This window comes from Lonsdalea quercina subsp. quercina (assembly GCF_000688655.1).
Classification (GTDB): domain Bacteria; phylum Pseudomonadota; class Gammaproteobacteria; order Enterobacterales; family Enterobacteriaceae; genus Lonsdalea; species Lonsdalea quercina.
In genome coordinates, this window is record NZ_JIBO01000006.1 from 216904 (window position 1) to 241243 (window position 24340).

19 protein-coding genes are annotated in these 24340 nt (G+C 53.0%); 12 read left to right on the top strand and 7 right to left on the bottom strand.

Annotated features, from left to right (window positions below; translation table 11 throughout):
- The first annotated feature begins 159 nt into the window (after nt 1-159).
- The 5 genes from hemA (at nt 160) to kdsA (ending at nt 5337) form a co-directional block, all read left to right on the top strand.
- Nucleotides 160-1416: a glutamyl-tRNA reductase gene (hemA, locus tag RZ35_RS06095; RefSeq protein WP_026742501.1), complete on the top strand. Its 1257-nt coding sequence runs from the start codon at nt 160-162 to the stop codon at nt 1414-1416.
- Nucleotides 1417-1462: 46 nt separating this feature from the next.
- Nucleotides 1463-2545 carry a peptide chain release factor 1 gene (gene prfA, locus RZ35_RS06100; protein ID WP_026742502.1) on the top strand — a complete coding sequence of 361 codons (1083 nt, stop codon included), beginning with the start codon at nt 1463-1465 and terminating at the stop codon, nt 2543-2545.
- Nucleotides 2545-3375 carry a peptide chain release factor N(5)-glutamine methyltransferase gene (prmC, locus tag RZ35_RS06105; protein WP_026742503.1) on the top strand — a complete coding sequence of 277 codons (831 nt, stop codon included), beginning with the start codon at nt 2545-2547 and terminating at the stop codon, nt 3373-3375. The genes prfA and prmC overlap by 1 nt, the downstream gene beginning before the upstream one ends.
- Nucleotides 3376-3628: 253 nt before the next feature.
- On the top strand, nt 3629-4438 hold the full coding sequence (gene sirB1 / locus RZ35_RS06110; protein WP_026742504.1) for an invasion regulator SirB1: 810 nt from the start codon (nt 3629-3631) through the stop codon (nt 4436-4438).
- Nucleotides 4439-4482: 44 nt separating this feature from the next.
- Nucleotides 4483-5337 carry a 3-deoxy-8-phosphooctulonate synthase gene (kdsA, locus tag RZ35_RS06115; protein WP_026739471.1) on the top strand — a complete coding sequence of 285 codons (855 nt, stop codon included), beginning with the start codon at nt 4483-4485 and terminating at the stop codon, nt 5335-5337.
- A gap of 378 nt (nt 5338-5715) precedes the next feature.
- Here the strand turns inward: kdsA and ydgH are convergent, their stop codons facing one another.
- Nucleotides 5716-6666, bottom strand: a complete 951-nt coding sequence (gene ydgH / locus RZ35_RS06125; RefSeq protein ID WP_026742506.1) for a DUF1471 family protein YdgH — start codon at nt 6664-6666, stop codon at nt 5716-5718.
- A 505-nt stretch (nt 6667-7171) separates the two neighbouring features.
- Here ydgH and pntA point away from each other — a divergent pair.
- Together pntA and pntB are read left to right on the top strand one after the other, a co-directional pair.
- The gene (gene pntA, locus RZ35_RS06130; protein ID WP_026742507.1) at nt 7172-8704 is read left to right on the top strand and encodes a Re/Si-specific NAD(P)(+) transhydrogenase subunit alpha; all 1533 of its coding nucleotides are present in this window, start codon (nt 7172-7174) and stop codon (nt 8702-8704) included.
- Nucleotides 8705-8714: 10 nt separating this feature from the next.
- A complete protein-coding gene (gene pntB / locus RZ35_RS06135; protein WP_026742508.1) occupies nt 8715-10103 on the top strand; it encodes a Re/Si-specific NAD(P)(+) transhydrogenase subunit beta in 1389 nt (462 codons plus the stop codon).
- A gap of 256 nt (nt 10104-10359) precedes the next feature.
- Here the strand turns inward: pntB and uspE are convergent, their stop codons facing one another.
- The 3 genes from uspE to ogt form a co-directional block, all read right to left on the bottom strand.
- Nucleotides 10360-11319 carry a universal stress protein UspE gene (uspE, locus tag RZ35_RS06140; RefSeq protein WP_026742509.1) on the bottom strand — a complete coding sequence of 320 codons (960 nt, stop codon included), beginning with the start codon at nt 11317-11319 and terminating at the stop codon, nt 10360-10362.
- 127 nt (nt 11320-11446) lie between these two features.
- The gene (fnr, locus tag RZ35_RS06145) at nt 11447-12199 is read right to left on the bottom strand and encodes a fumarate/nitrate reduction transcriptional regulator Fnr (RefSeq protein WP_026742510.1); all 753 of its coding nucleotides are present in this window, start codon (nt 12197-12199) and stop codon (nt 11447-11449) included.
- A 197-nt stretch (nt 12200-12396) separates the two neighbouring features.
- A complete protein-coding gene (ogt, locus tag RZ35_RS06150) occupies nt 12397-12909 on the bottom strand; it encodes a methylated-DNA--[protein]-cysteine S-methyltransferase (RefSeq protein WP_026742511.1) in 513 nt (170 codons plus the stop codon).
- A gap of 231 nt (nt 12910-13140) precedes the next feature.
- On the opposite strand from ogt, the gene RZ35_RS06155 reads away from it, so the two are divergent.
- The 5 genes from RZ35_RS06155 (at nt 13141) to RZ35_RS06175 (ending at nt 17107) form a co-directional block, all read left to right on the top strand.
- Nucleotides 13141-13728, top strand: coding sequence for a hypothetical protein (locus RZ35_RS06155; protein ID WP_026742512.1), 588 nt, complete (start codon nt 13141-13143; stop codon nt 13726-13728).
- A 555-nt stretch (nt 13729-14283) separates the two neighbouring features.
- Nucleotides 14284-15579: an L-cysteine desulfidase family protein gene (locus RZ35_RS06160; protein WP_026742513.1), complete on the top strand. Its 1296-nt coding sequence runs from the start codon at nt 14284-14286 to the stop codon at nt 15577-15579.
- Between the two features lie 65 nt (nt 15580-15644).
- Complete coding sequence (locus RZ35_RS06165) at nt 15645-16394, top strand: AzlC family ABC transporter permease (RefSeq protein WP_026742514.1); 750 nt, start codon at nt 15645-15647, stop codon at nt 16392-16394.
- Nucleotides 16387-16707: an AzlD domain-containing protein gene (locus tag RZ35_RS06170; protein ID WP_026742515.1), complete on the top strand. Its 321-nt coding sequence runs from the start codon at nt 16387-16389 to the stop codon at nt 16705-16707. The genes RZ35_RS06165 and RZ35_RS06170 overlap by 8 nt, the downstream gene beginning before the upstream one ends.
- A 19-nt stretch (nt 16708-16726) precedes the next feature.
- Nucleotides 16727-17107: a RidA family protein gene (locus RZ35_RS06175; protein ID WP_026742516.1), complete on the top strand. Its 381-nt coding sequence runs from the start codon at nt 16727-16729 to the stop codon at nt 17105-17107.
- A 330-nt stretch (nt 17108-17437) separates the two neighbouring features.
- Here RZ35_RS06175 and RZ35_RS06180 read toward each other — a convergent pair whose 3' ends face one another.
- From RZ35_RS06180 to RZ35_RS06190, 3 genes are all read right to left on the bottom strand, one after another.
- On the bottom strand, nt 17438-19933 hold the full coding sequence (locus tag RZ35_RS06180) for a putative virulence factor (protein ID WP_026742517.1): 2496 nt from the start codon (nt 19931-19933) through the stop codon (nt 17438-17440).
- Nucleotides 19930-22917, bottom strand: a complete 2988-nt coding sequence (locus tag RZ35_RS06185; RefSeq protein ID WP_026742518.1) for a virulence factor SrfB — start codon at nt 22915-22917, stop codon at nt 19930-19932. Before RZ35_RS06185 ends, RZ35_RS06180 begins: the two co-directional genes overlap by 4 nt.
- Before the next feature lie 2 nt (nt 22918-22919).
- The gene (locus tag RZ35_RS06190; RefSeq protein ID WP_026742519.1) at nt 22920-24266 is read right to left on the bottom strand and encodes an SrfA family protein; all 1347 of its coding nucleotides are present in this window, start codon (nt 24264-24266) and stop codon (nt 22920-22922) included.
- Nucleotides 24267-24340 lie beyond the last annotated feature (74 nt).

Genomic DNA, 24340 nt, shown 5'->3' on the forward strand with positions numbered 1-24340 from the left:
AGCGGTCTTCATGTTCATCGTCAATCATTGTTATTGTCGTCGAAAAATGACCAACCGCCGTATTTGGGGCGTATTCCTTCACTTTTCTTGAATGGTGGCTTCAAGTAGAATGCCCCCACAGATGAAGTCCATACTAATATCGGTATTACTCGAAGACTCATGACCCTGCTCGCGCTTGGCATCAATCATAAAACGGCTCCGGTTTCTTTGCGTGAACGCATTGTGTTCACGCAGGACTCTCTTGGGGCAGCGCTGCACAGCCTGCTACAGCAACCGCTGATACAGGGTGGGGTGCTGCTATCCACCTGTAATCGTACTGAACTCTACCTGAGCGTGGACGCCGAAGAGAATCAGCGTGAACAGCTCATCCACTGGCTGTGTGAGTATCATCACCTTAGCGCGGACGACGTGCGTAAAAGTCTTTATTGGCATGAGGGCAATGCGGCCGTCAGCCACCTCATGCGCGTCGCCAGCGGGTTGGACTCACTCGTCCTTGGCGAGCCTCAAATCCTTGGACAGGTCAAAAAGGCGTTTGCCGAATCACAACGTGAACAATCGCTGTCAGGCGATTTGGAACGGTTGTTCCAGAAATCCTTCACCGTTGCGAAACGTGTCCGTACCGAAACGGATATCGGCGCCAGTGCCGTCTCCGTCGCCTTTGCCGCTTGTACGCTGGCGCGTCAGATTTTCGAATCGCTGGCGGACGTCAATGTTCTGCTCATTGGCGCTGGTGAAACAATCGAGCTGGTGGCGCGTCATTTACGCGAACATCAGGTCAAGCGCATGTGGATCGCCAACCGAACGCGTGAGCGTGCTCAGGTATTGGCCCATGAGGTAGGGGCGGAAGTGATTGCGTTGAGTGAACTGGACGGCCAACTCGCGCAGGCCGATATAATTATCAGTTCCACGGCTAGCACGTTGCCCATTGTGGGGAAAGGGATGATGGAGCGTACGCTCAAAGTGAGGCGTAATCGCCCGATGCTGATGGTGGATATTGCGGTACCCCGCGATATAGAGCCGGAAGTTGGCAAGTTGCCCAACGTTTACCTTTACAGCGTGGACGATCTCCACGCGATCGTGCAGCAGAATCTGGCTCAGCGCAAAGCCGCCGCCGTGCAGGCCGAATCTATCGTGCAGCAGGAAAGCTCGGAGTTTATGGGCTGGATGCGTGCTCAGACGGCGGTGGAAACCATTCGCGACTACCGTTCCCAAGCGGATGCGTTGCGCGAGGAAATGACGACCAAAGCGCTGGCGGCGATTCAGCAGGGCGGGGACGTGGAAGCGATAGTGCAAGAGCTGACGCATCGTCTGACCAATCGCCTGATTCATGCCCCAACCATCTCTCTTCAGCAGGCTGCCCGCGACGGCGATCAAGACCGTTTGCAAATTTTGCGTGACAGCCTCGGCTTGAACTAGCATTCTTCTCACCCTTTTCGATTAACGACAGGATATAACACCACGCATGAAGCCTTCTATTGTTGCCAAACTGGAAGCACTGCAAGAACGCCATGAAGAGGTCCAGGCTTTGTTGGGCGATCCCGGCGTTATCGCCGATATGGACCGTTTTCGTGCGTTGTCCCGGGAGTATGCTCAACTGACCGACATTACCGGTTGTTTCCAGCGCTGGCAGCAAACGCAGGAAGATATCGCCACTGCGGAAGCGATGCTGGACGATCCGGAAATGAAAGAAATGGCGCAGGAGGAGCTGAGTGACGCAAAAACCGCAGGCGAAGAGCTGGAACAGCAATTGCAAGTTTTGCTGTTGCCGAAAGATCCTGACGATGATCGCAGCTGTTATCTGGAAATCCGCGCCGGCACTGGCGGTGATGAAGCCGCGATTTTCGCCGGCGATCTGTTCCGTATGTATAGCCGCTATGCCGAGTCTCGACGTTGGAAGGTGGAAGTGGTCAGCGCGAGCGACGGCGAGCATGGCGGTTATAAAGAAGTTATCGCTAAAGTGGTCGGTGACGGCGCATACGGGCAGCTGAAGTTTGAGTCCGGCGGCCATCGCGTGCAGCGTGTTCCCGCGACTGAATCTCAGGGGCGTATCCATACCTCCGCCTGCACTGTGGCCGTCATGCCGGAAGTGCCCGAAGCCGAATTGCCGGAAATCAATCCGTCAGNCTTGCGCATCGACACCTTCCGCTCGTCCGGCGCGGGCGGTCAGCACGTCAACACTACAGATTCCGCTATCCGCATCACGCATATTCCAACCGGCATCGTCGTTGAGTGTCAGGATGAGCGCTCGCAGCATAAAAACAAAGCCAAAGCGCTTTCCGTGTTAGGTGCGCGCATCCGCGCCGCAGAAGTGCAAAAACGTCAGCAGGAAGAGGCTTCGACGCGCCGTAACCTGTTGGGCAGCGGCGACCGTTCTGACCGTAACCGTACCTATAATTTCCCGCAGGGGCGCGTGACCGACCATCGCATCAACCTGACCTTGTACCGTCTGGATGAAGCGATGGAAGGTAAACTGGATATGCTGATCCAGCCGATTGTGCAGGAATATCAGGCTGACCAGCTGGCCGCATTGTCCGAGCAAGAGTAATGGATTATCAACGCTGGTTGCAGCAGGCTATTCAACGGTTGCAGGACAGTGACAGCCCCCGGCGCGATGCGGAAATACTGCTTGAGTTTGTAACGGGAAAAGCACGTACTTTTATCCTGGCGTTCGGTGAAACCCTATTGTCAGAGACAGAGCGGCTACAACTGTCTCAACTGCTGGANCGGCGTATTGCCGGTGAGCCGATCGCCTACCTTATCGGCCAAAAAGAGTTCTGGTCATTGCCGCTCACGGTTTCTCCCGCCACGCTCATACCGCGTCCGGATACGGAGTGCCTGGTCGAACAGGCGTTGAAGTGTCTTCCCTCTGAACCTGCCGACATACTGGATTTGGGGACAGGCACGGGAGCCATCGCGTTGGCTATCGCCAGCGAGCGCCCTGATTGCCGCGTGCAGGGGGTTGATGTTCAGCCTGATGCGGTGACGTTGGCGAAGGCAAATGCGCAACGCCTTGGTATCAACAACGTTTCTTTCACACAGGGAAGCTGGTTTTCCGGAGTGACAGGTCAGCGCTTCTCCGCCATCGTCAGTAACCCTCCCTATATAGATGCTGAAGATATTCACTTGTCGCAAGGCGACGTGCGTTTCGAACCGCGTCGCGCGCTGACCTCTGGCGATGAGGGCTTGGCCGATCTGCGCATGATTATCACTGAATCTGCCCATTATCTGCTGCCGGGAGGTTGGTTGCTGTTAGAACATGGCTGGCAGCAGGGCTGCGCCGTCCGTGATCTGCTGCTACAGCAAGGTTTTATTCGGGTTGAAACCTGTAAAGACTACGGCGGCAATGAGCGTGTGTCGCTGGGTTTTCGGCCGTAATGCCTCTTCTTTATTGCCAAACGCCGACAAAGTGATACTCATCGCTCATTTTGCCTGTCCCTGGCCGTGGAATGCTGGCTGAGAGAGACCCCGTTTGGCATAATTACTTACATTCTGCCTCGTGTCCGGGGGTTGTGACCCCCGTGACGACGACAGTAAATTAGCTGGATAGCGTTACTGTTTGACCTTGGTGGGCCTGCTATCGATGAAAATGCTGGATTTTCACCAAGTTACCTATGCTGATGGAATACCTATGAGTGCTATTGCCGATTTCGAATTCAACCGCTCACCGTTGAGTGAAGGGGTGATCTTAGTTTCCCAGGAAATACGCTGTGACTTCTCTGCGACGGAAGTTCGACGAAATCTGCAACACCTTGTCGATGAGGCTCGTTTGGCCATCCCGACTCACCTTTCCCCGGAACAAAAGCTGGAAAAACTGATTGCGCTATTTTTCGGTGAGTGGGGTTTCGGCGGCGCCAGCGGAGTGTACCGGCTGTCAGACGTGCTATGGCTCGATAAAGTCCTCTCTACACGTCAGGGGATGCCGGTTTCACTGGGCATCATTTTCATGCATATCGCTCAGCAAATTGATCTGCCGTTAATGCCTGTCATTTTCCCCACCCAGTTCATTATTCGTGCCGACTGGCTGGATGACGAAATGTGGCTCATCAATCCGCTTAACGGAGACACATTAAGTGAGCACGTGCTTGATGTCTGGCTGAAAGGGAATATTGGCCCTTCAACACGCCTGTTGGATGAAGATCTGGACGAAGCGGAGAACGTTATGATTATCCGCAAACTGCTGGATACGATGAAAATCGCGCTGATGGAAGAAAAGCAAATGGAGCTGGCGCTGCGCACCTGCGAAGCCGTGCTGATATTCGACCCGGAAGACCCTTACGAAATACGCGACCGGGGTTTGATCTACGCTCAGCTCGATTGTGACCATATTGCGCTCTCTGATCTCAGCTACTTTGTAGAACACTGTCCGGAAGACCCCGTCAGTGAGATGATCAAAGTGCAGATACACGCCATCGAACAGAAAGATATTGTGTTGCATTAACTGCGAGTTTGGTTTTTTGATTTATCCGACATGAAGGTAACTGTATGAACAACAAAGTGGTAAACGTCGGGGATATCCCGGTTGCCAACAATCTTCCCTTTGTACTGTTTGGTGGTATGAACGTACTCGAATCACGCGATCTGGCTATGCGGGTTTGCGAGCATTACGTCACCGTCACGCAGAAGCTGGGCATTCCCTACATTTTCAAAGCGTCGTTTGATAAGGCTAACCGCTCTTCCATCAACTCTTACCGTGGTCCCGGCCTGGAAGAGGGGATGAAGATTTTTCAGGAGCTGAAGCAGACTTTCGGCGTGAAAGTGATCACTGACGTTCACGATGCACAGCAGGCTCAGCCGGTATCAGAAGTCGTTGACGTTATTCAGTTGCCAGCGTTTCTGGCGCGTCAGACGGACCTGGTTGAAGCGATGGCCAAGACCGGCGCCGTTATCAACGTGAAAAAGCCTCAGTTTATTAGCCCCAGTCAGGTTGGGAATATCGTTGATAAATTCCGCGAGGGCGGTAACGAGCAGGTTATTCTGTGCGATCGTGGCAGTAACTTCGGCTACGACAATCTGGTGGTCGACATGTTGGGCTTCAACGTGATGAAACAGGTCTCTGACGGTTCGCCGGTCATTTTCGATGTCACTCATGCCTTGCAGTGTCGCGACCCGTTTGGCGCCGCGTCCGGCGGTCGCCGCGGACAGGTAACCGAACTGGCAAGGGCAGGGATGGCCGTCGGTTTGGCAGGCCTGTTCATTGAGGCTCATCCGGATCCGGATAACGCTCGTTGTGACGGTCCTTCAGCGCTACCGCTGAGCAAGCTGGAGCCATTCTTGAAACAAATCAAAGCTATCGACGATTTGGTGAAAAGTTTCCCGGAACTTGATACGAATCATTAAGTTATCATCATACTCCTTCAATGAAGCCCGCCGATTAGCCGCGGGCTTTTTACTGTCTAAAAACAACCATACTTTAGTTACAACATACTATAAGTTGAGATTAAAAGAACTCACTTAGACATCGGTGTATTGGCTTATTCGGGCAGAGTGAGAAGGGGCGATGTTCCTCATTCACCATTCGGGCGAGGAATGCATGAGGAAAGTCACTATAAGCTACGTACTCGCACTTTATAGAGCACAACAGCTAATCAATGTCGCCAGGTTTGGCGTAGCGTCACGGTTTTTTTTATCTGAAAGCGATGCCGATAACCCGATGGGTATTGAGAGGGACAAAGCAACGGGATACCGACTATAAGCCGATATCCCGTCAGGAGCGCGTTATTTATATATGTCGGCGCTAATCGTGTAGCGATCGGCGTTGTCCTGCCACTCTTTGGTGATGTGATAGTACTTCGCGCCTTTATCCGCGGCACGTTTGGCGATGGCTTCGGTAATCTCCGTCGGCGTGCTGAACCGGCCGCGAATGCTCACGGAGTCGAATGGCACCATCTGTGCCGCCGTCGCGTTGTTCAGTTCCTGGATACGACTACCGTCTTTTGTCGTGACTGTATATCGCGGACCCACGGTGGAGGACTGCGTCTGGAAGAAGTTCCCAACATTGCTGCTCAGGCTGGAAGAGGTCGCCACGCCAGGGATTTCCACGCGTTTAGCCGCTTCGCCGCCGGCGGCCAGCGCCGCTTTACCGGCCTGAGAGTCGGCAGGGATAACATCCGGACTCTGAACACGGCGTTTAGCCGCATCTTCTTTATAGACGTATGCGGTGATGTTTTGGCTATTGCCGCGGGAGTTGATATCAACCTGACGAACGATGAAGAATGAATAAGCGCCTTTACGATGTGCCGCTTCGCCAATCGCCGCCGCAACGTCTAGCTGCGTCGGGAAATAGCCGCTGACGGTAACCGTGTCAAAAGGCTCCAACTGCGATGCCTCATTTTTTGGCAGCTCTTTCACACCGCTGAATTCACGATAGGTTGTGACGTCGGAAACTTTAGGCGCATCATTATGGTATAGGTCAACCGTCACCGCCCAGCGACCGCCATTAACTTCAGCCGTGCTCTGGACGTAAAACGCATCCGCGCCTTTTTCGTCGGCGCGTTTAGACGCATCAGCAGCCGCTTCATAGATGGCGTTGTAACGTCCCATAAAGGTTATACGGTCGAAGGGTTTGACGGCTGCGGCTTTTTCCGGAGTCAGTTCCTGCGCAGACTGCGCGGAAAACGCTAATATAGAGAGCAGGGTAGATGCAATAACGCGAGTTCTCAGCTTCATAAAAAATCCTTTCGCCTGACGCAGTACGGTTGATTCAAATAGGCACACTGTGTGTTAGCCGCCGATTATGTCACGTAATAATCCCCAGTGCTTCAGCATTTTAAAGCCGAGGTCGTCACCGAATCATCGGCCGGAAAGAGGAGGGCAAACGAGAAAATAAAGACAACTCATAAACCCAAGTCAATCATCACAGGTTTTTATCAGCAATTCCCGCCAAAACCGCGACTATTGGCTGATTTTGTGAACCAATCGAAAATACTTATCTGACAATTATGTTAAGGAACATAGGGCTTTGGGAGTATCGGCCGCGAAAAATCGTGGTTTGACTCGCCCTTCCTGGGGTTTTAGACCAAAATTATTTTACGAGTGGATCATTACTTCCATTTTCAGTAGGTTATAACGGCATTTATCGAAAAGTTCGAGGGTATGAACTTATGCGGTAAATAATTCTTCAGGTAAATCATTATAACAACCTTCGTTAAATATGAGCGAAAAGGGATTCCGTATGCGTATTGGTGTACCAAAAGAACGGCTAGCCAATGAAGCCCGTGTGGCCGCAACGCCGAAAACGGTGGAGCAGCTGCTGAAATTGGGCTTTGAGGTAGCAATAGAACGTGGGGCAGGAAAACTTGCCAGCTTCGAAGATTCCGCTTACGAACAAGCAGGCGCGACACTCCTGGATACCGCAGATATCTGGCAGAGTGACATCATCCTTAAAGTGAATGCGCCTGAAGATGACGAGGTCGCACTGACTCGCGCGGGCAGCNCCCTAGTCAGCTTTATCTGGCCCGCGCAAAACCCTGAATTACTCAATAAACTGGCCGACCGTCAGGTGACCGTCATGGCGATGGACTCCGTGCCACGTATTTCACGCGCACAATCGCTGGATGCCCTGAGTTCTATGGCCAACATTGCCGGTTATCGTGCAATTGTTGAAGCCGCCCATGAATTCGGCCGTTTCTTTACCGGACAAATCACCGCAGCGGGTAAAGTTCCCCCGGCAAAAGTGATGGTTATCGGCGCGGGCGTTGCCGGGCTGGCCGCTATCGGCGCAGCAGGAAGCCTGGGCGCTATCGTACGAGCCTTCGACACGCGTCCGGAAGTGAAAGAACAAGTGCGCAGCATGGGCGCAGAATTTCTGGAATTAGACTTCGAAGAAGAAGCAGGCAGCGGCGATGGTTACGCCAAAGTGATGTCCGAGGCCTTTATCAAAGCAGAAATGGCGCTGTTCGCCGCCCAGGCGAAAGAGGTGGATATCATTGTCACCACCGCACTGATCCCCGGCAAACCCGCACCACGACTCATCACCAAAGAGATAGTGGAGAGCATGAAACCCGGCAGCGTCATCGTCGATCTGGCCGCTCAAACCGGCGGGAACTGCGAACTGACGGTGGCCGATCAGGTCACGGTCACCGACAACGGCGTCAAAATCATCGGTTACACCGATCTGCCAAGCCGTTTACCGACCCAGTCTTCCCAGCTTTACGGCACCAACCTGGTGAACTTACTGAAGCTGCTGTGCAAAGAGAAGAATGGCGACATTGACGTCAACTTTGAAGATAACGTGATTCGCGGCGTTACCGTCGTGAAAAGCGGTGAAATCACCTGGCCAGCTCCCCCCATTCAGGTTTCCGCTCAGCCTCAGCAGGCTCAACCTGCTGCCGCCGCATCGAAGAAACCGGAAGNAAAGCCAGCCTCTCCGTGGAATAAGTACATCATCCTCGCGGTGGCTATCGTTCTGTTTGGCTGGCTAGCCAATGTGGCGCCGCCGGAGTTCCTGTCGCATTTCACCGTGTTCGCGCTGGCCTGCGTGGTCGGATACTACGTGGTATGGAACGTCAGTCACGCGCTGCATACGCCGTTGATGTCCGTGACGAATGCCATCTCCGGCATCATCGTCGTCGGGGCGCTGTTGCAGATAGGGCATGGCGGCTGGGTGTCGTTCTTTTCCTTTATCGCTGTACTGGTTGCCAGCATCAATATCTTCGGTGGTTTCACCGTCACTCAGCGCATGCTGAAAATGTTCCGCAAGAATTAAGGAGTCAAGGATGTCTGGTGGATTAGTCACGGCAGCCTACATCGTCGCTGCCATATTGTTTATTTTCAGTCTTGCTGGGTTATCCAAACATGAAACCTCTCAACAGGGGAACATCTTTGGTATCACCGGTATGGCAATTGCGTTGCTGGCGACCATTTTAGGCCCGAATGCCGATAACGTTGGATGGATCATCGTAGCGATGGCCATCGGTGGCGCTATCGGTGTGCATCTGGCGCGCAAAGTTGAAATGACGGAAATGCCGGAGCTAGTCGCGATTCTGCACAGCTTCGTCGGTTTCGCCGCGGTATTGGTCGGCTTCAACAGCTATATCGATCATGGTGAAATCACCGATCCTGTCCTGATCAACATTCATATGACCGAGGTTTTCCTGGGCATCTTCATTGGTGCAGTCACCTTCACAGGGTCTGTCATTGCTTTCGGAAAGCTGCGTGGAACCATCTCTTCCAAACCCCTGATGCTGCCTAACCGCCACAAGCTGAATCTGGCGGCCCTGGTCGTGTCTTTCCTGCTGCTGTTGGTCTTCGTGAATACAGGCAGTGGTTTTCTGCAGGTGCTGTCTCTGCTGTTGATGACGGCTATCGCGCTGGTGTTTGGCTGGCATTTGGTCGCGTCCATTGGCGGCGCGGACATGCCGGTCGTAGTCTCCATGCTGAACTCCTATTCTGGTTGGGCCGCCGCCGCCGCTGGCTTTATGCTGAGCAACGACCTCTTGATCGTCACCGGTGCGCTGGTCGGTTCTTCTGGTGCAATCCTGTCATACATAATGTGTAAAGCGATGAACCGCTCCTTCATCAGCGTCATCGCAGGCGGGTTTGGTACGGACGGGGCTGTCTCTTCAGAGAGTGAGGAAGTCGGCGAATACCGCGAAACCACGGCGGAGGAGGTTGCTGATCTGCTGAAAGGCTCCAGTTCGGTCATCATCACCCCGGGATATGGTATGGCCGTCGCACAGGCTCAGTATCCGGTTCACGATATTACCGCCAAGCTGCGTGAACGCGGCATCAACGTTCGTTTCGGTATCCATCCGGTCGCCGGACGTCTGCCGGGACACATGAACGTGCTGCTCGCCGAAGCCAAGGTACCTTACGACATCGTATTGGAAATGGATGAGATCAATGATGATTTCGCCGACACCGACACCGTGCTGGTTATCGGCGCCAACGATACGGTCAACCCGGCCGCGCAGGAAGATCCGAACAGCCCCATCGCGGGAATGCCGGTTCTGGAAGTGTGGAAAGCGCACAACGTCATTGTGTTCAAACGCTCGATGAACACCGGTTATGCCGGCGTGCAAAACCCGCTGTTCTTCAAAGAAAATACACAGATGCTGTTTGGCGATGCCAAAGCCAGCGTCGAAGCCATTCTGAAAGCGCTCTAAGCTTTTCTTTTTGGCTCTCCCAACGCCGCCTCGCGCGGCGTTGTTTTTTTCTCACAAAGTTCCCTTGTAACCCCCTCGATAGCCACGATACGAATTTCCAATAGTCAGGCCCCCATCAGGGCATTTACGTGTGGCATTATGCGCGACGGTAAATAGGTCAATCTGTCAGGCAAGGGAGAGTTCGAGAGAGGAGCGGAGCACCTTAACGTTCTGCGCCCCGCCTGAAGCGATAGTTTATCTACTGCACACGATTCAATTATGAATCGACATCGTCGTCACTCTCGCCTGAAGCCAGGGGAGAAACAAAATCATCCGGCTTGATAGCCAGCAAATCGCATTTCAGACGATCGATCACATGCTCGACAGTATTACCGATAAAGGCCGCGGACAAACCGGTTCGCCCCAGAGACCCAAGAACAACGACGCCCGCTTGCAGATGTTCCGCCAAATCGGGGATCACTTCTTCGGGCAACCCTTTTTCGACGTGCGTCAGACGCTCATCGAGGCTGAATTTTTGCCGCAGCGCCTTCATTGCTAACAGGTGCTGGCCGCGAATGGCGTCGTTATACACGCTGGGGTCAAAGTCGGGCAACTCGATGGCTACATTAATGGGTGTCGCCGGATAGGCCCCCACAAGATGCACATCGGTCTGATTGACCTGTCTGGCGAGATCCAACGTTTCGGACACCAATTTGATATTCAGGGGATCGTGCAAAGGATCTTCACTCGCCAGATTAACCGCCACCAAAGCCTGTCCGCCGTCAGGCCAGGGCTGGTCTTTCACCATCCAGACCGGACAAGGGCATTTGCGCAACAGCTGCCAATCGGTCGGTGTAAAAATGACCGCTTCCAATCGATCGTGCTGGTGCGCCATTTTTAGCAACAGGTCGTGCTTGCACGTGATAACTTCCTGAATGATGGCTTCAAAGGGCTTACTGTGCCAGACCACCTTAATTTCGATGGGAATGCCCATATCGCGGTAGTACTGACTTTGCTGAGCAATCCATTCTGTTCGCTGAGCGATAACGCCTTGCCGCATCTCCGTCCGCTCATCGGGAGACAGCAGCGTCGTCATTTCATAAGAAAAATCGTAGATCGGCAGAAACGCCTTGATACGGCCGCCAAGCCGCTGCACCAAATACACGGCGCGACGCAATGCCGGTTGGTCATCCTGATTAGGGTCAATAGCGACCAGTAAATTCTGATACTTCGCCATAGGTCCTCCTTTCGGCTGACGATTCGCAGCCTGTATAAATAAGAGTACCCCAAGAAAATTATTTTGAACAACTGATGATGGGAGCCGAATCAATAATTGATGACAACCGTTGATTCGGCAGGGGCGATTAGATTTTCTGGCGGGCGGTTCCGGCCAGTTCGGCTAAGGCTTCGGTTTTTTCGATTGTAATGTATTTGCCTTTCACCGCCAGCGTCCCGCTTTTTTGGAAGCGGCCCAGCAAACGGCTGATGGTTTCGACCGTCAGTCCAAGATAGTTGCCGATGTCGCCGCGTGTCATCGTCAGACGGAACTCGCGGGGGGAGAACCCACGTTGCGCAAAACGGCGTGATAGATTGTAGATAAACGCCGCCAGACGTTCTTCCGCATTCTTTTTCGACAGCAGCAAGATCATATCCTGATCGCTACGGATTTCGCCGCTCATCAGACGCATCATTTGCTGACGCAGATTGGGCATTTTTCCAGACAGGTCGTCCAGCGTTTCGAAGGGAATTTCGCAGACCATCGATGTTTCCAACGCCTGCGCGAAGCTCGGGTGCAACGAGTTACCAATGGCATCGAATCCGACCAGGTCGCCGGCCAAATGAAAACCGGTAATCTGCTCGTCGCCCTGTTCGGTAATCGTGTAACTTTTAATCGTTCCAGAGCGAATGGCGTAGAGGGATTTCAGCTCATCACCGGCCTTGAATAACGCTTGTCCTTTCTGGATCGGTTTCTTCCTTTCAATGATGTTGTCGAGCTGGTCCAGCTCGTGCTCATTTAAGGTGAAGGGGATGCAGAGTTGGCTGATGCTGCAATCCTGACAATGGATTGCGCAACCACCAGACTGGATGCGTCGGATTATGCGCTTTTCAGGAATCATAAGTTTTGCTCTGGCGATAATTGACATTGGTCAATTTTAACAGCTTTTCAGGTCACTGATAAGACCACAGACACTCAAGATGAACGAATAACACGCTCTGAGAGTTCAGAAATGTGAATGGCTGGTAACCACGTGTTAAACCCTCAAGGCGAAGGTATAAGCCAATGTGAAAATGTTACCCGGCCAATCACACATGGCTATGATAAGTAACCTTCATGTATTAGCAGCCATTGCTTACGCTGAATGCCACCGGCATAGCCAGTCAACGCCCCGCCTGCGCCGATGACCCGATGGCACGGTACGACGATGCAAATGGGGTTCGCACCGTTTGCCATACCGACGGCGCGCGATGCCGTAGGGCGTCCGAGACGGGCAGCGAGCTGACCATAACTCATCACGTCACCGCAGGGAATATCTCTCAATGCCTTCCNCACCTGCTGCTGAAATTCGGTTCCCGCCGCGGCGACAGGCAACGAATCAATCGCCGTCAATTCGCCGGCGAAATAGCGCTGCAGCATATCGCTGAGGCCGCCGGGATTCACGCTGGGGACCAGCCGCACGGGCGAGTCGCGATAGCGGCGTTCAAACATGCGGTGCAACTTTCCCTCGAATTCACGCCATTCGAGCGCACGCAGGTGATGGTCTTCATCGGCAACCACCATCAGCTCCCCAATCGGCGTGGCAATTTTATCGAGTAAAAATGTTTGCATCACGACTCCTCAGAAAGATGAATGGCTGAACGAGCATACTCGCGGCGTCACTTTTTGACTATGGTTAGATCATCGATAAAGGGGGCCGTTACATCACCGTTTCTTGGCCTCCCTCGAATTGCTGGTTTTTAGCACGAACGAAAGCGCGACAGAAAAGAATTCGGAAACACAGCCGATAAGAACCTATTGAGTCAAAAAATTCACTTTTAATGAAGAAATAGGAATGAAGCTATGCCGATGAAATTCCTGGCCCGTTATATTGCCGCCGCAATGTTGCTGACGATGCCGGTTATGGGTCAGACGCAAGACGCCAACGCAGATATGATTGAGGGCTATACGTCACAGGAACTGGCGTCTGCGCTGCCGGATAAGGTCAACGACTTGATACGACGCAGCCTGAATACGGACGCGACTAACCATATTATCGATGCGGAGTACATCGAGGCGACGACGAACCGCAAGGCGCTGATTTCTCTTTATACGCTACCGGTCAATGTTAGCGGTGAAACACCGCTTGCCGATAAAGAAGACGATGTGGATGCCGTTATCGCCAGCGCGGAAAAAGAGATGCTGCGCCAGCGAATCCAGCCGGAGAAACGAACATTGACCAGCAGCAATGGTTCAACCATACGCTGTCTGCAAACGATGCTGAACAAACAGGTACTGCACTCTCTGTGTGCAACTTACATCCAGGGGCGAATTATGGAAGTGCAGCCGGTGACGTTCACTGATACCGCAGTGTTGCCTGACGCCGTAGCAGCTCAGGATAAACTCGTCCTCGAAATCAGCGATAAAATGCATGCGCTACCGGCAAAATAATCGCGACCGGCCGTAGTCTGATGCACAGGCTATGGCTTTTTTTGCCTGATAGCGCGTTTCCCATTCAACGTTTTGTTTAATCCAGGCGTTACGACGGCCCATTGGGATAACCTAGCCCTCGCTTTTAGCCGATGTGGCGTAAGTGCGTAGATGTAGAGGGGGGAAACCATCACGGCTGTTAACATGATTTTCATACTGCGAAACCTTCCATTATGACTATCCGCTATCCGCGCTCTCCTGCTCATATAATTGTTTAGAACCGCAAAATAATAGCTCGTTAATAATAACCCTCGCCATGAAGAGAAAATATTTCTCTAATGAGAAGTGAGAGCAGAATCAATCTTTTTCTGAAAAAGCCATATCGAAAACAGATAATCAATTGTATTCCAACGAAAACTTATTCTACAGAAGCATTTTTTTACTTAAAAACACATAGAGCAAAAGAGAATTTTCTTCTAAAACACCTTGATTAGTAATGTTATTATAAAAAATAATTCTCTTAGCTTTTCATCATAATATTTCCGGAAGGTGAATTTCATTTCTGGAGATTATGTCATGCCGAAACTAAATGAAGATGTTTTTCTGCGGTGGCTCAAACAGGAAGTCAAACCCGCGCTGGGATGTACAGAACCCGTTGCCATAGCCTTCGCGGCCGCTATGGCCTGTAGATATTTAAACGAACCCTGTGTCAGTATTCGTGGTTTCATATCTGAAAATCTTTACAAGAATGCAATGGGCGTCACCATTCCCGGCACCCATTATGCTGGCATTGCTATGGCCGCTGCGGTGGGTGTTTTTGGCGGTAATCCTGACCAGGGACTGGAAACACTTAAGGGACTGACAGATGCACAAACGGAGCAGGCGAAAGAAATGGTCAGCCAGGGCAGGGTCAATATCACAGCTCAGGACNCTCCCGACTTTATCCATATAGACCTAACCGCTACAGGAGCAGTTAACTGCTGCCGCATCGTGATTAAAAAAAGCCATACACGTATTGAAGAGCTTTATATCAATGACCTGCCAGTGTCTCTGAAACAACAAGTTAATGAAGAAATATCAGAAACCTCCCCACAAGAATTTTCCATTGAGAATGCCTTTCATTTCATCACAACGGTACCGCTGGAAAAAATTGAATTCATTATGGAGGCCGCCAAGCTTAACAGCGCCTTATCGCAGGAAGGGCAGAGAAAACCTTATGGCCTTAATATTTCAGGGACACTGACAGCCACCGTCAGACAAGGCCTGATGAGCAATGATCTATTATCGAAAATGCTTATCCAAACGGTGGCCGCTTCAGACGCCAGAATGGGCGGAGCGCCGGTGACAGCCATGTCCAACTTCGGCTCAGGTAATCAGGGCATTACTGCAACCATGCCTGTCGTGGTCCTTGCTGCGGAACTTAAAAGCAGTCAGGAAGAACTCATCAGGGCACTCGCCTTATCCCACTTAGTGGCAATTTCTGTCCACGCCCGTTACACCCGTTTGTCCGCACTGTGCGCCGCGTCCACCGCCGCGATGGGGGCCGCGGCGGGGATGGCATGGCTGTTTACCCGCGACCTGAATGTCATTCAGGCGACCATCATCAATATGGTTAGCGATATCAGCGGGATCATCTGCGATGGTGCATCTAACAGCTGTGCCATGAAGGTCTCCTCCGTCACGATGAGTGCATTCAAGTCCGTGCTCATGGCCAAGCAAGGCACACAAGTGAGCAGTCACGACGGTATCGTTAGCCAGGATGCAGAACAGACGATCAACAACCTTAGCCGTCTGGTGAATGAAGCTATGCCTGCAACAGATAAAAAAATTATCCACATCATGACTGAAAAAGATGCTCTGGCGGATAGCTGAGCGCGGATGAATATATCACCCGGCCAATTGAGCGCATGTGCGCAAGTTGGCCCAGGAGAAACGTGATGAATAAAAAGGCGACAGTTTTAAGGGGTATTAGCGCTGTAATGCCTCTCTGTATTGGAGATTTCCCGTTTTCATTTATCGTTGGAGCCCTTAGCGTCAGCATGGGGATGAGTGTCTGGCAGAGTACCGCGTGGTCATGCATTGTGATCGCAGGTTCAGCACAAATGCTGGCATTGAATATGCTAAAAGCCGGTGCCAGCCTGGGCGTCATTATATTCACTACTTTTGTTATAAACCTTCGTCATGTGCTTTATAGCGCATCCATGGCAGAAAAGGTCAGGGAAGCATCTTTATTTAAAAAATGCTTTATTTCTTACGCCCTGACCGATGAAGTCTACGCCACAACAATAAAAAACATGGATGAAAACAAAAGCGATAAATATCTTTTCTATTTCACGGTTATGTCGACTTTCTGGATTTTCTGGGTATTGGCCGATTTTCTGGGCGCCGTCATTGGTTCATCTTTCCCAGATATTGAGAAATACGGTCTGGACTTTGCGATGGTTGCCGCTTTTATTGCCATTGTGGTGCCTCAGATTAAATGTCAGGCCTGTACGGTAGCCGCATTGGTTGCTTCAGTATCTGGTGTACTGCTCGTCATTATTCCTTGTTCTCTGGGCATCGTAGTGGCTTCCTTATTAGGTATATCAGCAGGCTTAAGTATTGACCTTATGGAAGAAAGAAAGATTAATTCAGAAAACACCCTTCACGAACCGCTTCAGAATAATAAGGTAGCCGAAAATGAATAATAGTTATTTTATTGCCCTGACGTTAGGAATGGCCGCAGTGACATTCCTCATTAGATTCTCCTTTATAGGAATAGCAGGGAAACTGAATATGAGTGAGCGAGTAAAAAAAACACTTCGCTTTGTTCCCGCCACGGTGTTACCGGCAATCATTACTGTTCAGATTTTAGAGATAAATTCACACATGCAGTTTGATCTTCAAAATCCCAAAGTTATCGCAGCGATTATTTGCACACTGATAAGTTTCAGGTTTGGCCTAATCTGGGTTGTTATCAGTGGCGTGGGATCACTGCTTTTGTTAAGCCATTTTATGTAACGGAAAGAGGTAAACATTCATGAAAATTATTAATACGAAAAACGCCCCTGCGGCTATTGGTCCTTATGTTCAAGGGATCAATACCGGCAACGTGGTCATTACATCAGGTCAATTACCTGTAGAACCGCTATCCGGAGTTATGCCGGATGGGATTGAGGCGCAAACACATCAATCACTGGAAAACGTGAGAGCCGTAATAGAAGCTGCGGGCCTGGACGTAAGTAACATCATCAAGACGACAATATTTGTTAAAGACCTGAATGATTTTTCAGCAGTAAATAGTGTCTATGAGGCTTTCTTTACTCAGTACGACGCTTCTTTCCCAGCACGTTCCTGTGTTGAAGTCGCCCGACTACCTAAGGATGCAAAAATAGAAATAGAAGCCATCGCGGTTGCTTAATCGCATGGGTCAATCATACAACAGCAGCGGTGAGGCTGCTGTTGTACCGCTAAGCGTTAATTCTCATCTGTCCACATCTCCCGGATTGTTCCCCCCAAAGGCATCCTTTTTTAACGTAGATTGATTAAACATTGTCTAACTACGGTGATCTCAACCCTTTCTGATGGAGCGCGAAAGTAGAGTTATGCAGCGCGTAACACGTGCTGTTTTGGGCCTTTCTCGATTAAAAAGCCAATGCCATTCTGTGGATTACCATTGTCATTCGTCCCGTGAGGCAAATAGACGAAGAAACTACCGCACCTGATGTCATCAGATGCGGTGCCGACACGTTTACGCGTCGGACTTGATCAGCTTCAGGACATGCCCCAGACGTTCACGCTGTTTCGGCTTGATATCTCGTCCTGCGGCGTAGCCCGCATTGCGAATAATGGTTTCATTCAAACCAATTAGCCAGTCGTAAATGTAGTAGGCCGTGCTGTTGGTCGGCGTCACGGACAGACGCGTCAGACGCTGTGTCGCGCCAAAACTGCCAGCCTGCTTTTCGGGACGAGCAAAGATTTTCTGCCCTTTATTCACCCGGCTCTCTGGACGTTCCGCTTCTTTGACTCGCTGGAAGCCCAGCCAGGCGACAAAGTCGCCCAGCACGGTCAACGCACGAGAGACCTGACGGTCGGTTTTATTTTCCCGATTCAAATCCAACTGCTCTGCGTTCACCAAGACCGTCAGCAACTCTTCTTCAATTTTCAGGCGAATTCCGGCGGTGATCAGTTCTTCCACCAACATTTCAATGGTAGGCCGAGCCACACCGAGCAATTCGATAATGGCGTCGTTTTCCGGCAAATTACGCAGATGCATGATCCAATAACGATAGACGCTGCGAGCGAACTCGGCTTCGTATCCCTGACTGTCCGCAATATCTGTCTCCGGGGCCTCAGGCTCTAAGGCGTCTTTGGGGTCTTCACCAACCGGTTCATCGCTGAACAGGTCGATTTCCAGCCCCACACCAAAGGGTTCATAGCTCGCCAACGGCGCAACGGCGTCCGAATCGTCCTGATGCGCGTTGAAATTGCGCGGAGATGACTCCTGCTGTTGCATATATAGCCTGCGCAGCTCATCACGCGACGGTAACAGACGCTCCAACATCTCGCCGTGAACGCCGGTACGCGTCTGCAACGCTTTCAGCATCGACTCGGCGATTTGCTGTTTTTTCGCTGGCGCGTCCGCACCGGTAGGCTGATACCAGCTACCCAACAGATTCTCTGTCAGCTCACGCTGCAACTCGCTCAACTGTTCGTTGACGCGGTTAAGTTTCACCTCGCGGCGAACTTCCGCATCCAACCAGGCCGCCATGCGATTTACACCGCGTTTGTCCAGCGCCAGCATTGTTCCCCAAGCATCGCCGGGATTGCCGACGTAGCGTTGAACCGCTTCATCGTTGTTATGCCCATGGGTGAAACGACGGTCGAATTTGGTGACCGCCCATATTAATCCGGGTTTACGTCGGCTGCGGACCTGTGGGTTTTCACCCTGGGTATGACGCACCCAATAGTCCAGCGCTTTACCGACAGTCTTCACGTCCTGCTTACCCGCTGCGGCCGTACAGACCAGCAGCACATTCATCTCCTGACTGTCGGTATAGCGTTCCAACAGGTAGGCGCGTTTAGCATAGAGCAGGGTCTGCGCCAGCGGGTGAGGGGCGCTCCGTAACGGACGGCTGAAGTCTTCTTCTNCCTCATCCGGCTCATCGTTCACCAGACTGAAACCGGGGAAGTCCAGCAAATCGACCTGTTCGAACAGCGTTTCACGCGGTGCGTTGAGCAGCGGAATTTGCAGCTCAGCCGTCAGCATCATCAGCTCCGCCAAAGACAGCTCGACGGTTTTCGCTGCACGGCCGCCCACGATAGGACGCACCTGTACGCTCATGTCGGCCGGGCTATTCAGTCGATCGAACAGTCCGGCATTCAGGATACCGCCATCGGCGTGGAGGCTTTCATCAACCAATACGGACAGCGGCGCCAACACTTTCCGCGCACTGGAGAGGTGTTGCAACGTATAGGCAAAGTAGCGGTAGGCGGCCGTGATATCAGCCTGTTCGGCCCACAACAGAGAGAATAGGCTGGCGCGATCGTCTGCGCTTAGGAAAGGCGCTAACTCCACCGCCGTCGGCCAGAACTGGCCAGCCAGGATCGTCTGACGCTTGGCGTCGTGACGCACCAGATAGTCCCACAGCGCGACCACGTCGTCACTGTCCATACCAGGCACCGGCGTAGTTTGCCGGTGCATCGCCAGCATTTTCAGGTGCTCGGCGATGTGCTGCTCATCCAGCTCTTCATTCGCCGGAGTACGCCGGTGATACAAAAAAGCATTCGCCATAATCCGCGCGATATCCGCTTCATTCAGCAATTTCAGCTGAACCGGATTCGGCGTGTTTTTACCTTCAGCCTGACGGGTAAAGCGGGTCACAAACGCCGAAGACTGGCCGGTTGGATTGAGATGCTTTTGATAGTCCAGCGTCAATCCGCCGACGCTGGTTTCCAGCCGACCGTTTTCACCCGCGGCCAGAGAGGAAATCAGGTAGGACTTGCCCACCTGTGACAGGCCGAAGAAACCCATCGCGATTTCTTTAGTCGCGGAGTCCATCAGGTCGCGCGCCTGATTACGGCTGCTGCGCAGCTTGATGCTCAGGCGATCGGCTTCCATATCCAGACGCGGTACGTTGCGCCGCGTATCGTCCAGCCAGGCTATCGCTTCGTCGATGCCCTGAGAAACGGATTGCAGCTGGCGACTGAGTCGGCTCGATAGTTGTTTGGGCGTTAGTGGTTTCATTTCTTAAAGACGCTCCCGCTATCGATCCAGTAATGAGTCATGCCCGAGCCGGTGCTGGCCAGGGTATTCAGACGGAGTTTCAGATGTTGTGGCGACACCGGTTCGCCATCGCCCAGAATCGCCTCGGCAATCTCGAAACACTCCGGCGTATCGTGGCCTTCGCCTTTGACGACGTCCAGACGCACATGCAGCACGCTGTCGCCCGCGACTTTTCTTGCCAGCTCGGGATCCACAATCGAGAGGGAGTACAGAGGAGAAGCGGGCCAGCGGTCGTTATCCAACTGACGGAAACCGAGGCACAGCGATCCGCGTACGTCGAAACCGGGCTGCTCGCGCAGGCTGAAGTCGGGGACATCCAGATCGATATCGTGGTAGTAAACATTATCCGTGGTCAACGCCTGGCTGCTGTCCAGCATTCCCAGATAACGCACGGTCGAATAAGGCTGGAAATCGCCAGCCTTGAAATAGAAGCCCGGCAGACGCAGGTCGAGCGCCAGCAGGCACAACATGGCACCCACTGCCGCAGTCGATTTCGGATTGTCGATCCGGCCGCGCTTGTTAAACGGATACCAGTCGCTGGTGTGGTAACCATCCAAAGACAGCATGCGGTTGATCGGCAGCGGTTGAAGATGGCGGAACAGGGCTTGAATACCGGGGAAGCGCGAAGGGCGTCCTGTTAACAGCAGCACGTCGCAGGCGTAAAGCGAGACGACTTCGGACATCAGACGCAGGTGCTGGGTGATGCTCATGCGGTTGGACAGGAACTCGGCGTGCAGCTTGCTTAAGCGCAGAACCAGCGGCACCTGCAAAATATCGAAGCCGACTTCTTCTTCCGGCAGCTCGCGCTGCACGCCGCTGTTGACGTAATCCAGGACTTTCTGCGTCGGCAGTTGGCTCAGCAGCTCGCCGAAGGTTGCGTCAATCTCGGCATTTAGATCCAGCGGATCGAAGTTTTCATACGCCTCCAGCACCGCCTGGCCGATCGGGATGAACAGCTGCAAGGTCACCTGCTGACGCAGCGTCAACTGACCGTCCATCCGGCCTTCGCTACCAAACAGGCGGGTCATCACGCCTTCCGGGCTGGTCATGCCGGCTTTTTTCAGCGCGGCTTGCAGCGCAGGAAGGACGTACATCTGAATGACGTCAAGCAGGATATCGTCGCCCGCGACTTTGAATCCTTCACGGAAGAGCAGACGCGGAATGATCTTCACATTGCTGCCGACGCCGTCGTCCAGCCAATACTGCGTGATAGCAAGGTCGGTCGTGCCGCCGCCTATATCAATGGAGGCGATGCGCAGCGTTTTGCCGGGCTGCTCATCGTCCGCAAGCTCTTTGTCGGGACGCGCCATGCTGGCGAAGAACGCTTCCGCTCGGCCGCCGAAATTCACCTGCGCTTCGTTATACAGGTACACCATCTGGCCGCAGGTTGCTTCGTCCCACTCCATCTGGACTTCCGGCACAGGAACGCGGCTTAGCGCTTTATCCTGCGACGTGTGGAAGTCTTCATCCGCCGGGTGCCAGCCCATGGCTTTCCATACCAGTCCGATGGCTTCATACATGCGGCGACGGAAGATCTCCCGCTCCGGCTTCGGCATTGCCGAGGGCAGGGTCAGAATGATGTTGCGCAGCTGACGCGGCGCGTTGGCGTGGATCATTTTCTGGCGCTGAGCCGCGCTATTCATCTGCATCAGCGCCTGCGCCAGCAGTTCGGACAGCATGAATGTCATGACCGCGCTGCGGCTGTAGTGGGGCGCGAATACCGGCAGTCTCTCGTCCAAAGGGAGATTAAACAGCGGCTGACCTTCGTCGTTGATCAGCATGGTCAATGGCATCGCCGTCGCCAACGGTTCCTGCTGGGCTGCGCCCACTGGCTGACCAAAACGCCAGCCGGGCATGTAAGGTTCCTCATCCCACAGATAGCGACGCGGGCTAGAGATACCGCTGGAGCCTTCCGTCCCCTGACGCTGTAGCGCCATACGACTGGCCTCGCGTCCGACACGGGTGATGGACGGCCATACAAAAGCGTCTTCGCGACCGCTTTCATACGAGAAATTCTGTTTGCCGAATTTGGCCTGTGCAAACTCCACGCGGCTGTCGAACAGCTCATTGTACTGATAGTGGGGTTCGCTCAGATCGCGGACCTGCATTTCATAAGTCTGCTTCAGACCATTGCTTTCGTCCGCATGATCTTCCACCAGAATACCGGCGGTGTGCGAGTTGCCGACATCCAGGATCAGGTCGACGTTGACGGCCGGTTCCTGCAACGTACTGGCCGTGATTTGCACCTCAGGGATTTCCAGCCGGTTGCCAAGAACGTCCAACAGATTAAGGAAATGCGCCTGATATTCGAAGTCGCGTAAACCCTGACGAATTTCATGCGGCTTGCGGCGTTCCTGTTTTGCGGCCTGCTGGGAAAAAGTCTCGCGCNGCCAGCCGTCGACCCAGGTCATATCCAGAAACTCGTACAGCTCGTCACTGTGGTAGGCCAGCGTATAGTTTCTGCCGGTATTGATATCGTTCTCGGTCGGCGCCAGCGACTCATATTCGTGGCTTTCAGGATAGACCTTGGTATCGAAGGCGAGACAGATGCGATGCGTGTTGCCGTCGTCATCCGGCTCCTCAAGCTCCAGAACCTGAACGCGCGCCCAGTTATAAGGACCGCCGAGGAACGTACGGGGCGGGTTGAAACGGAAGAACGGCAGCGGCAACCAGGCCTGGCTCAGCAGGTTCAATGATTGTTTTACCGTGAAGTTCGACTCTGGGTTTATCGCCTCCGGTAAAACATTCGTTTCGCCCGGCAGCACGAACTTGCCGTTGTTTTCGTTGTAAATCAACCGCAGGAGAGGGCCATTGGCGCTCTTGCGGATAAACCGGTTGGCAATGTCTGCCTCAGAATCAAGTTTAATCGCGAAATCAAGAAACTGGATACCGCTATTCTGAATCAGCGTAATGCGTTGTTTATAATCAGTAATGGTTGCCAGCATTATTATTTACTCTCACGCTTAATCGTCATCGGTAATATCGTATCGGCGTCAAAACGACCTTTACAGTCCGCCGCCTCAGCGCTGTCAACCCGGTTACAGATGACTTCAGGCATGCTGTAACGCGAGCCGTCGCTGCAACGCGCACGATAACGGCTGTTGATCACCAGATTGCCCGACTGATGCAGCCCGGCTTCGACGTCCGCGCGACAGGTGACTTTATCGCCATAGGTGAATCTCACGCGGCCTTTACCGTTATGGATCTGATACTTCAGCACCGGCGGTTTGCCGGTCAGCGGGTTTTTCACGATGGCGGTCGCCTGCCAGTTACCGTTCAGGAAGCGAACGGAACCAACGCGGATGGACTCCGGCGGCATGACCAGCACGCCTTTAGGCGCTGGCGTTACGTGCGCAGCGTCGCTGGCAGGTGCGTTTTCCGGCGCTTTTTCTTCAATCGCCACCGCGGGCGGGGCGACGGGCGGCATTAAGGTAGCATCGCCCAACGGCAGCCCCGCAAAGCTCAGAAGCGGAGATTCAACCGGCGAAGTCGTTGCATCCAGCACGCGTTTCTCGGGTTTGACAACCACCGTTGCAGGCGTTTTCTCTGAAGGCGGCAACGAAACACAACCACGGATCTGCATGCCTAACGTGACCAGCAAACCGGCGCAGGGGATCAGCCACCACGCACGCATCCAGACAGAACGCGCGACGGATTTCGGTTCGTCCGGCATGACGAACACCGGAGCAGGTTCAACGGGGAGGGGCTCTGGCTCAGTCGCCTGTTCAGGCTCTTGAGACTCGGGTTCAGGGGCTTCAACCGGTTCAGGCTCGGGTTCAGGGATTTTCTCGATTACAGGCGGTTCGGGCGGCGCCACGGGGCGCAAGCATTCAAGCGCATCGGCGCGGAATTTCTTACCGAGATTGACGAAGCCCCAGAAGGTAATAACCGGCCTGTCATCCACCAAATAGACATGGTTAGGGCCGGGAAACTGAATGGCTTTCGCCAGAAGGACGCCAAACAGTTTTAGCGCGGGTTTTTCGGAAGTCTGTGCCTTCTCGCTAATCTCGGCGATGGTTCGCTGGTACTGCTCCAACAATTCAAGCGCATGCTCGCGCTGTTCATCGCTCGCCGCCATCCAGGACGTCATTTTTCCTGAGATGGGCGCATACCAGTCGATGCGATCGCCTTTTTCATTGGGCTGGGGTATTGCCAGACAGTCAGCGATCGGCTGCTGTTTACGAAGACGCAGTGTTTCCCTGAGTTGCAGCGCCGAAGCGTAAACGGGCTGTCCGTTCTCTCCTAACGCCAGAAAGTCGTCCAGATTGCCACTGCGTAAAAATAGTTTTGCCACGCCAAAGAGACCTTGTGTAGTAGATGTTTCACGGCAGAAAAAGCTCGGTATATGTCTGCGCCAGCGTAAATTCT

Excerpts from the sequence above, each read along its gene's own strand:
- fnr (WP_026742510.1), bottom strand. The coding sequence starts at position 12,199 with ATGATTCCTGAAAAGCGCATAATCCGACGCATCCAGTCTGGTGGTTGC.
- uspE (WP_026742509.1), bottom strand. The coding sequence starts at position 11,319 with ATGGCGAAGTATCAGAATTTACTGGTCGCTATTGACCCTAATCAGGAT.
- RZ35_RS06155 (WP_026742512.1), top strand. The coding sequence starts at position 13,141 with ATGCCGATGAAATTCCTGGCCCGTTATATTGCCGCCGCAATGTTGCTG.
- ydgH (WP_026742506.1), bottom strand. The coding sequence starts at position 6,666 with ATGAAGCTGAGAACTCGCGTTATTGCATCTACCCTGCTCTCTATATTA.
- sirB1 (WP_026742504.1), top strand. The coding sequence starts at position 3,629 with ATGAGTGCTATTGCCGATTTCGAATTCAACCGCTCACCGTTGAGTGAA.
- kdsA (WP_026739471.1), top strand. The coding sequence starts at position 4,483 with ATGAACAACAAAGTGGTAAACGTCGGGGATATCCCGGTTGCCAACAAT.
- hemA (WP_026742501.1), top strand. The coding sequence starts at position 160 with ATGACCCTGCTCGCGCTTGGCATCAATCATAAAACGGCTCCGGTTTCT.
- pntB (WP_026742508.1), top strand. The coding sequence starts at position 8,715 with ATGTCTGGTGGATTAGTCACGGCAGCCTACATCGTCGCTGCCATATTG.
- RZ35_RS06175 (WP_026742516.1), top strand. The coding sequence starts at position 16,727 with ATGAAAATTATTAATACGAAAAACGCCCCTGCGGCTATTGGTCCTTAT.
- RZ35_RS06170 (WP_026742515.1), top strand. The coding sequence starts at position 16,387 with ATGAATAATAGTTATTTTATTGCCCTGACGTTAGGAATGGCCGCAGTG.
- RZ35_RS06165 (WP_026742514.1), top strand. The coding sequence starts at position 15,645 with ATGAATAAAAAGGCGACAGTTTTAAGGGGTATTAGCGCTGTAATGCCT.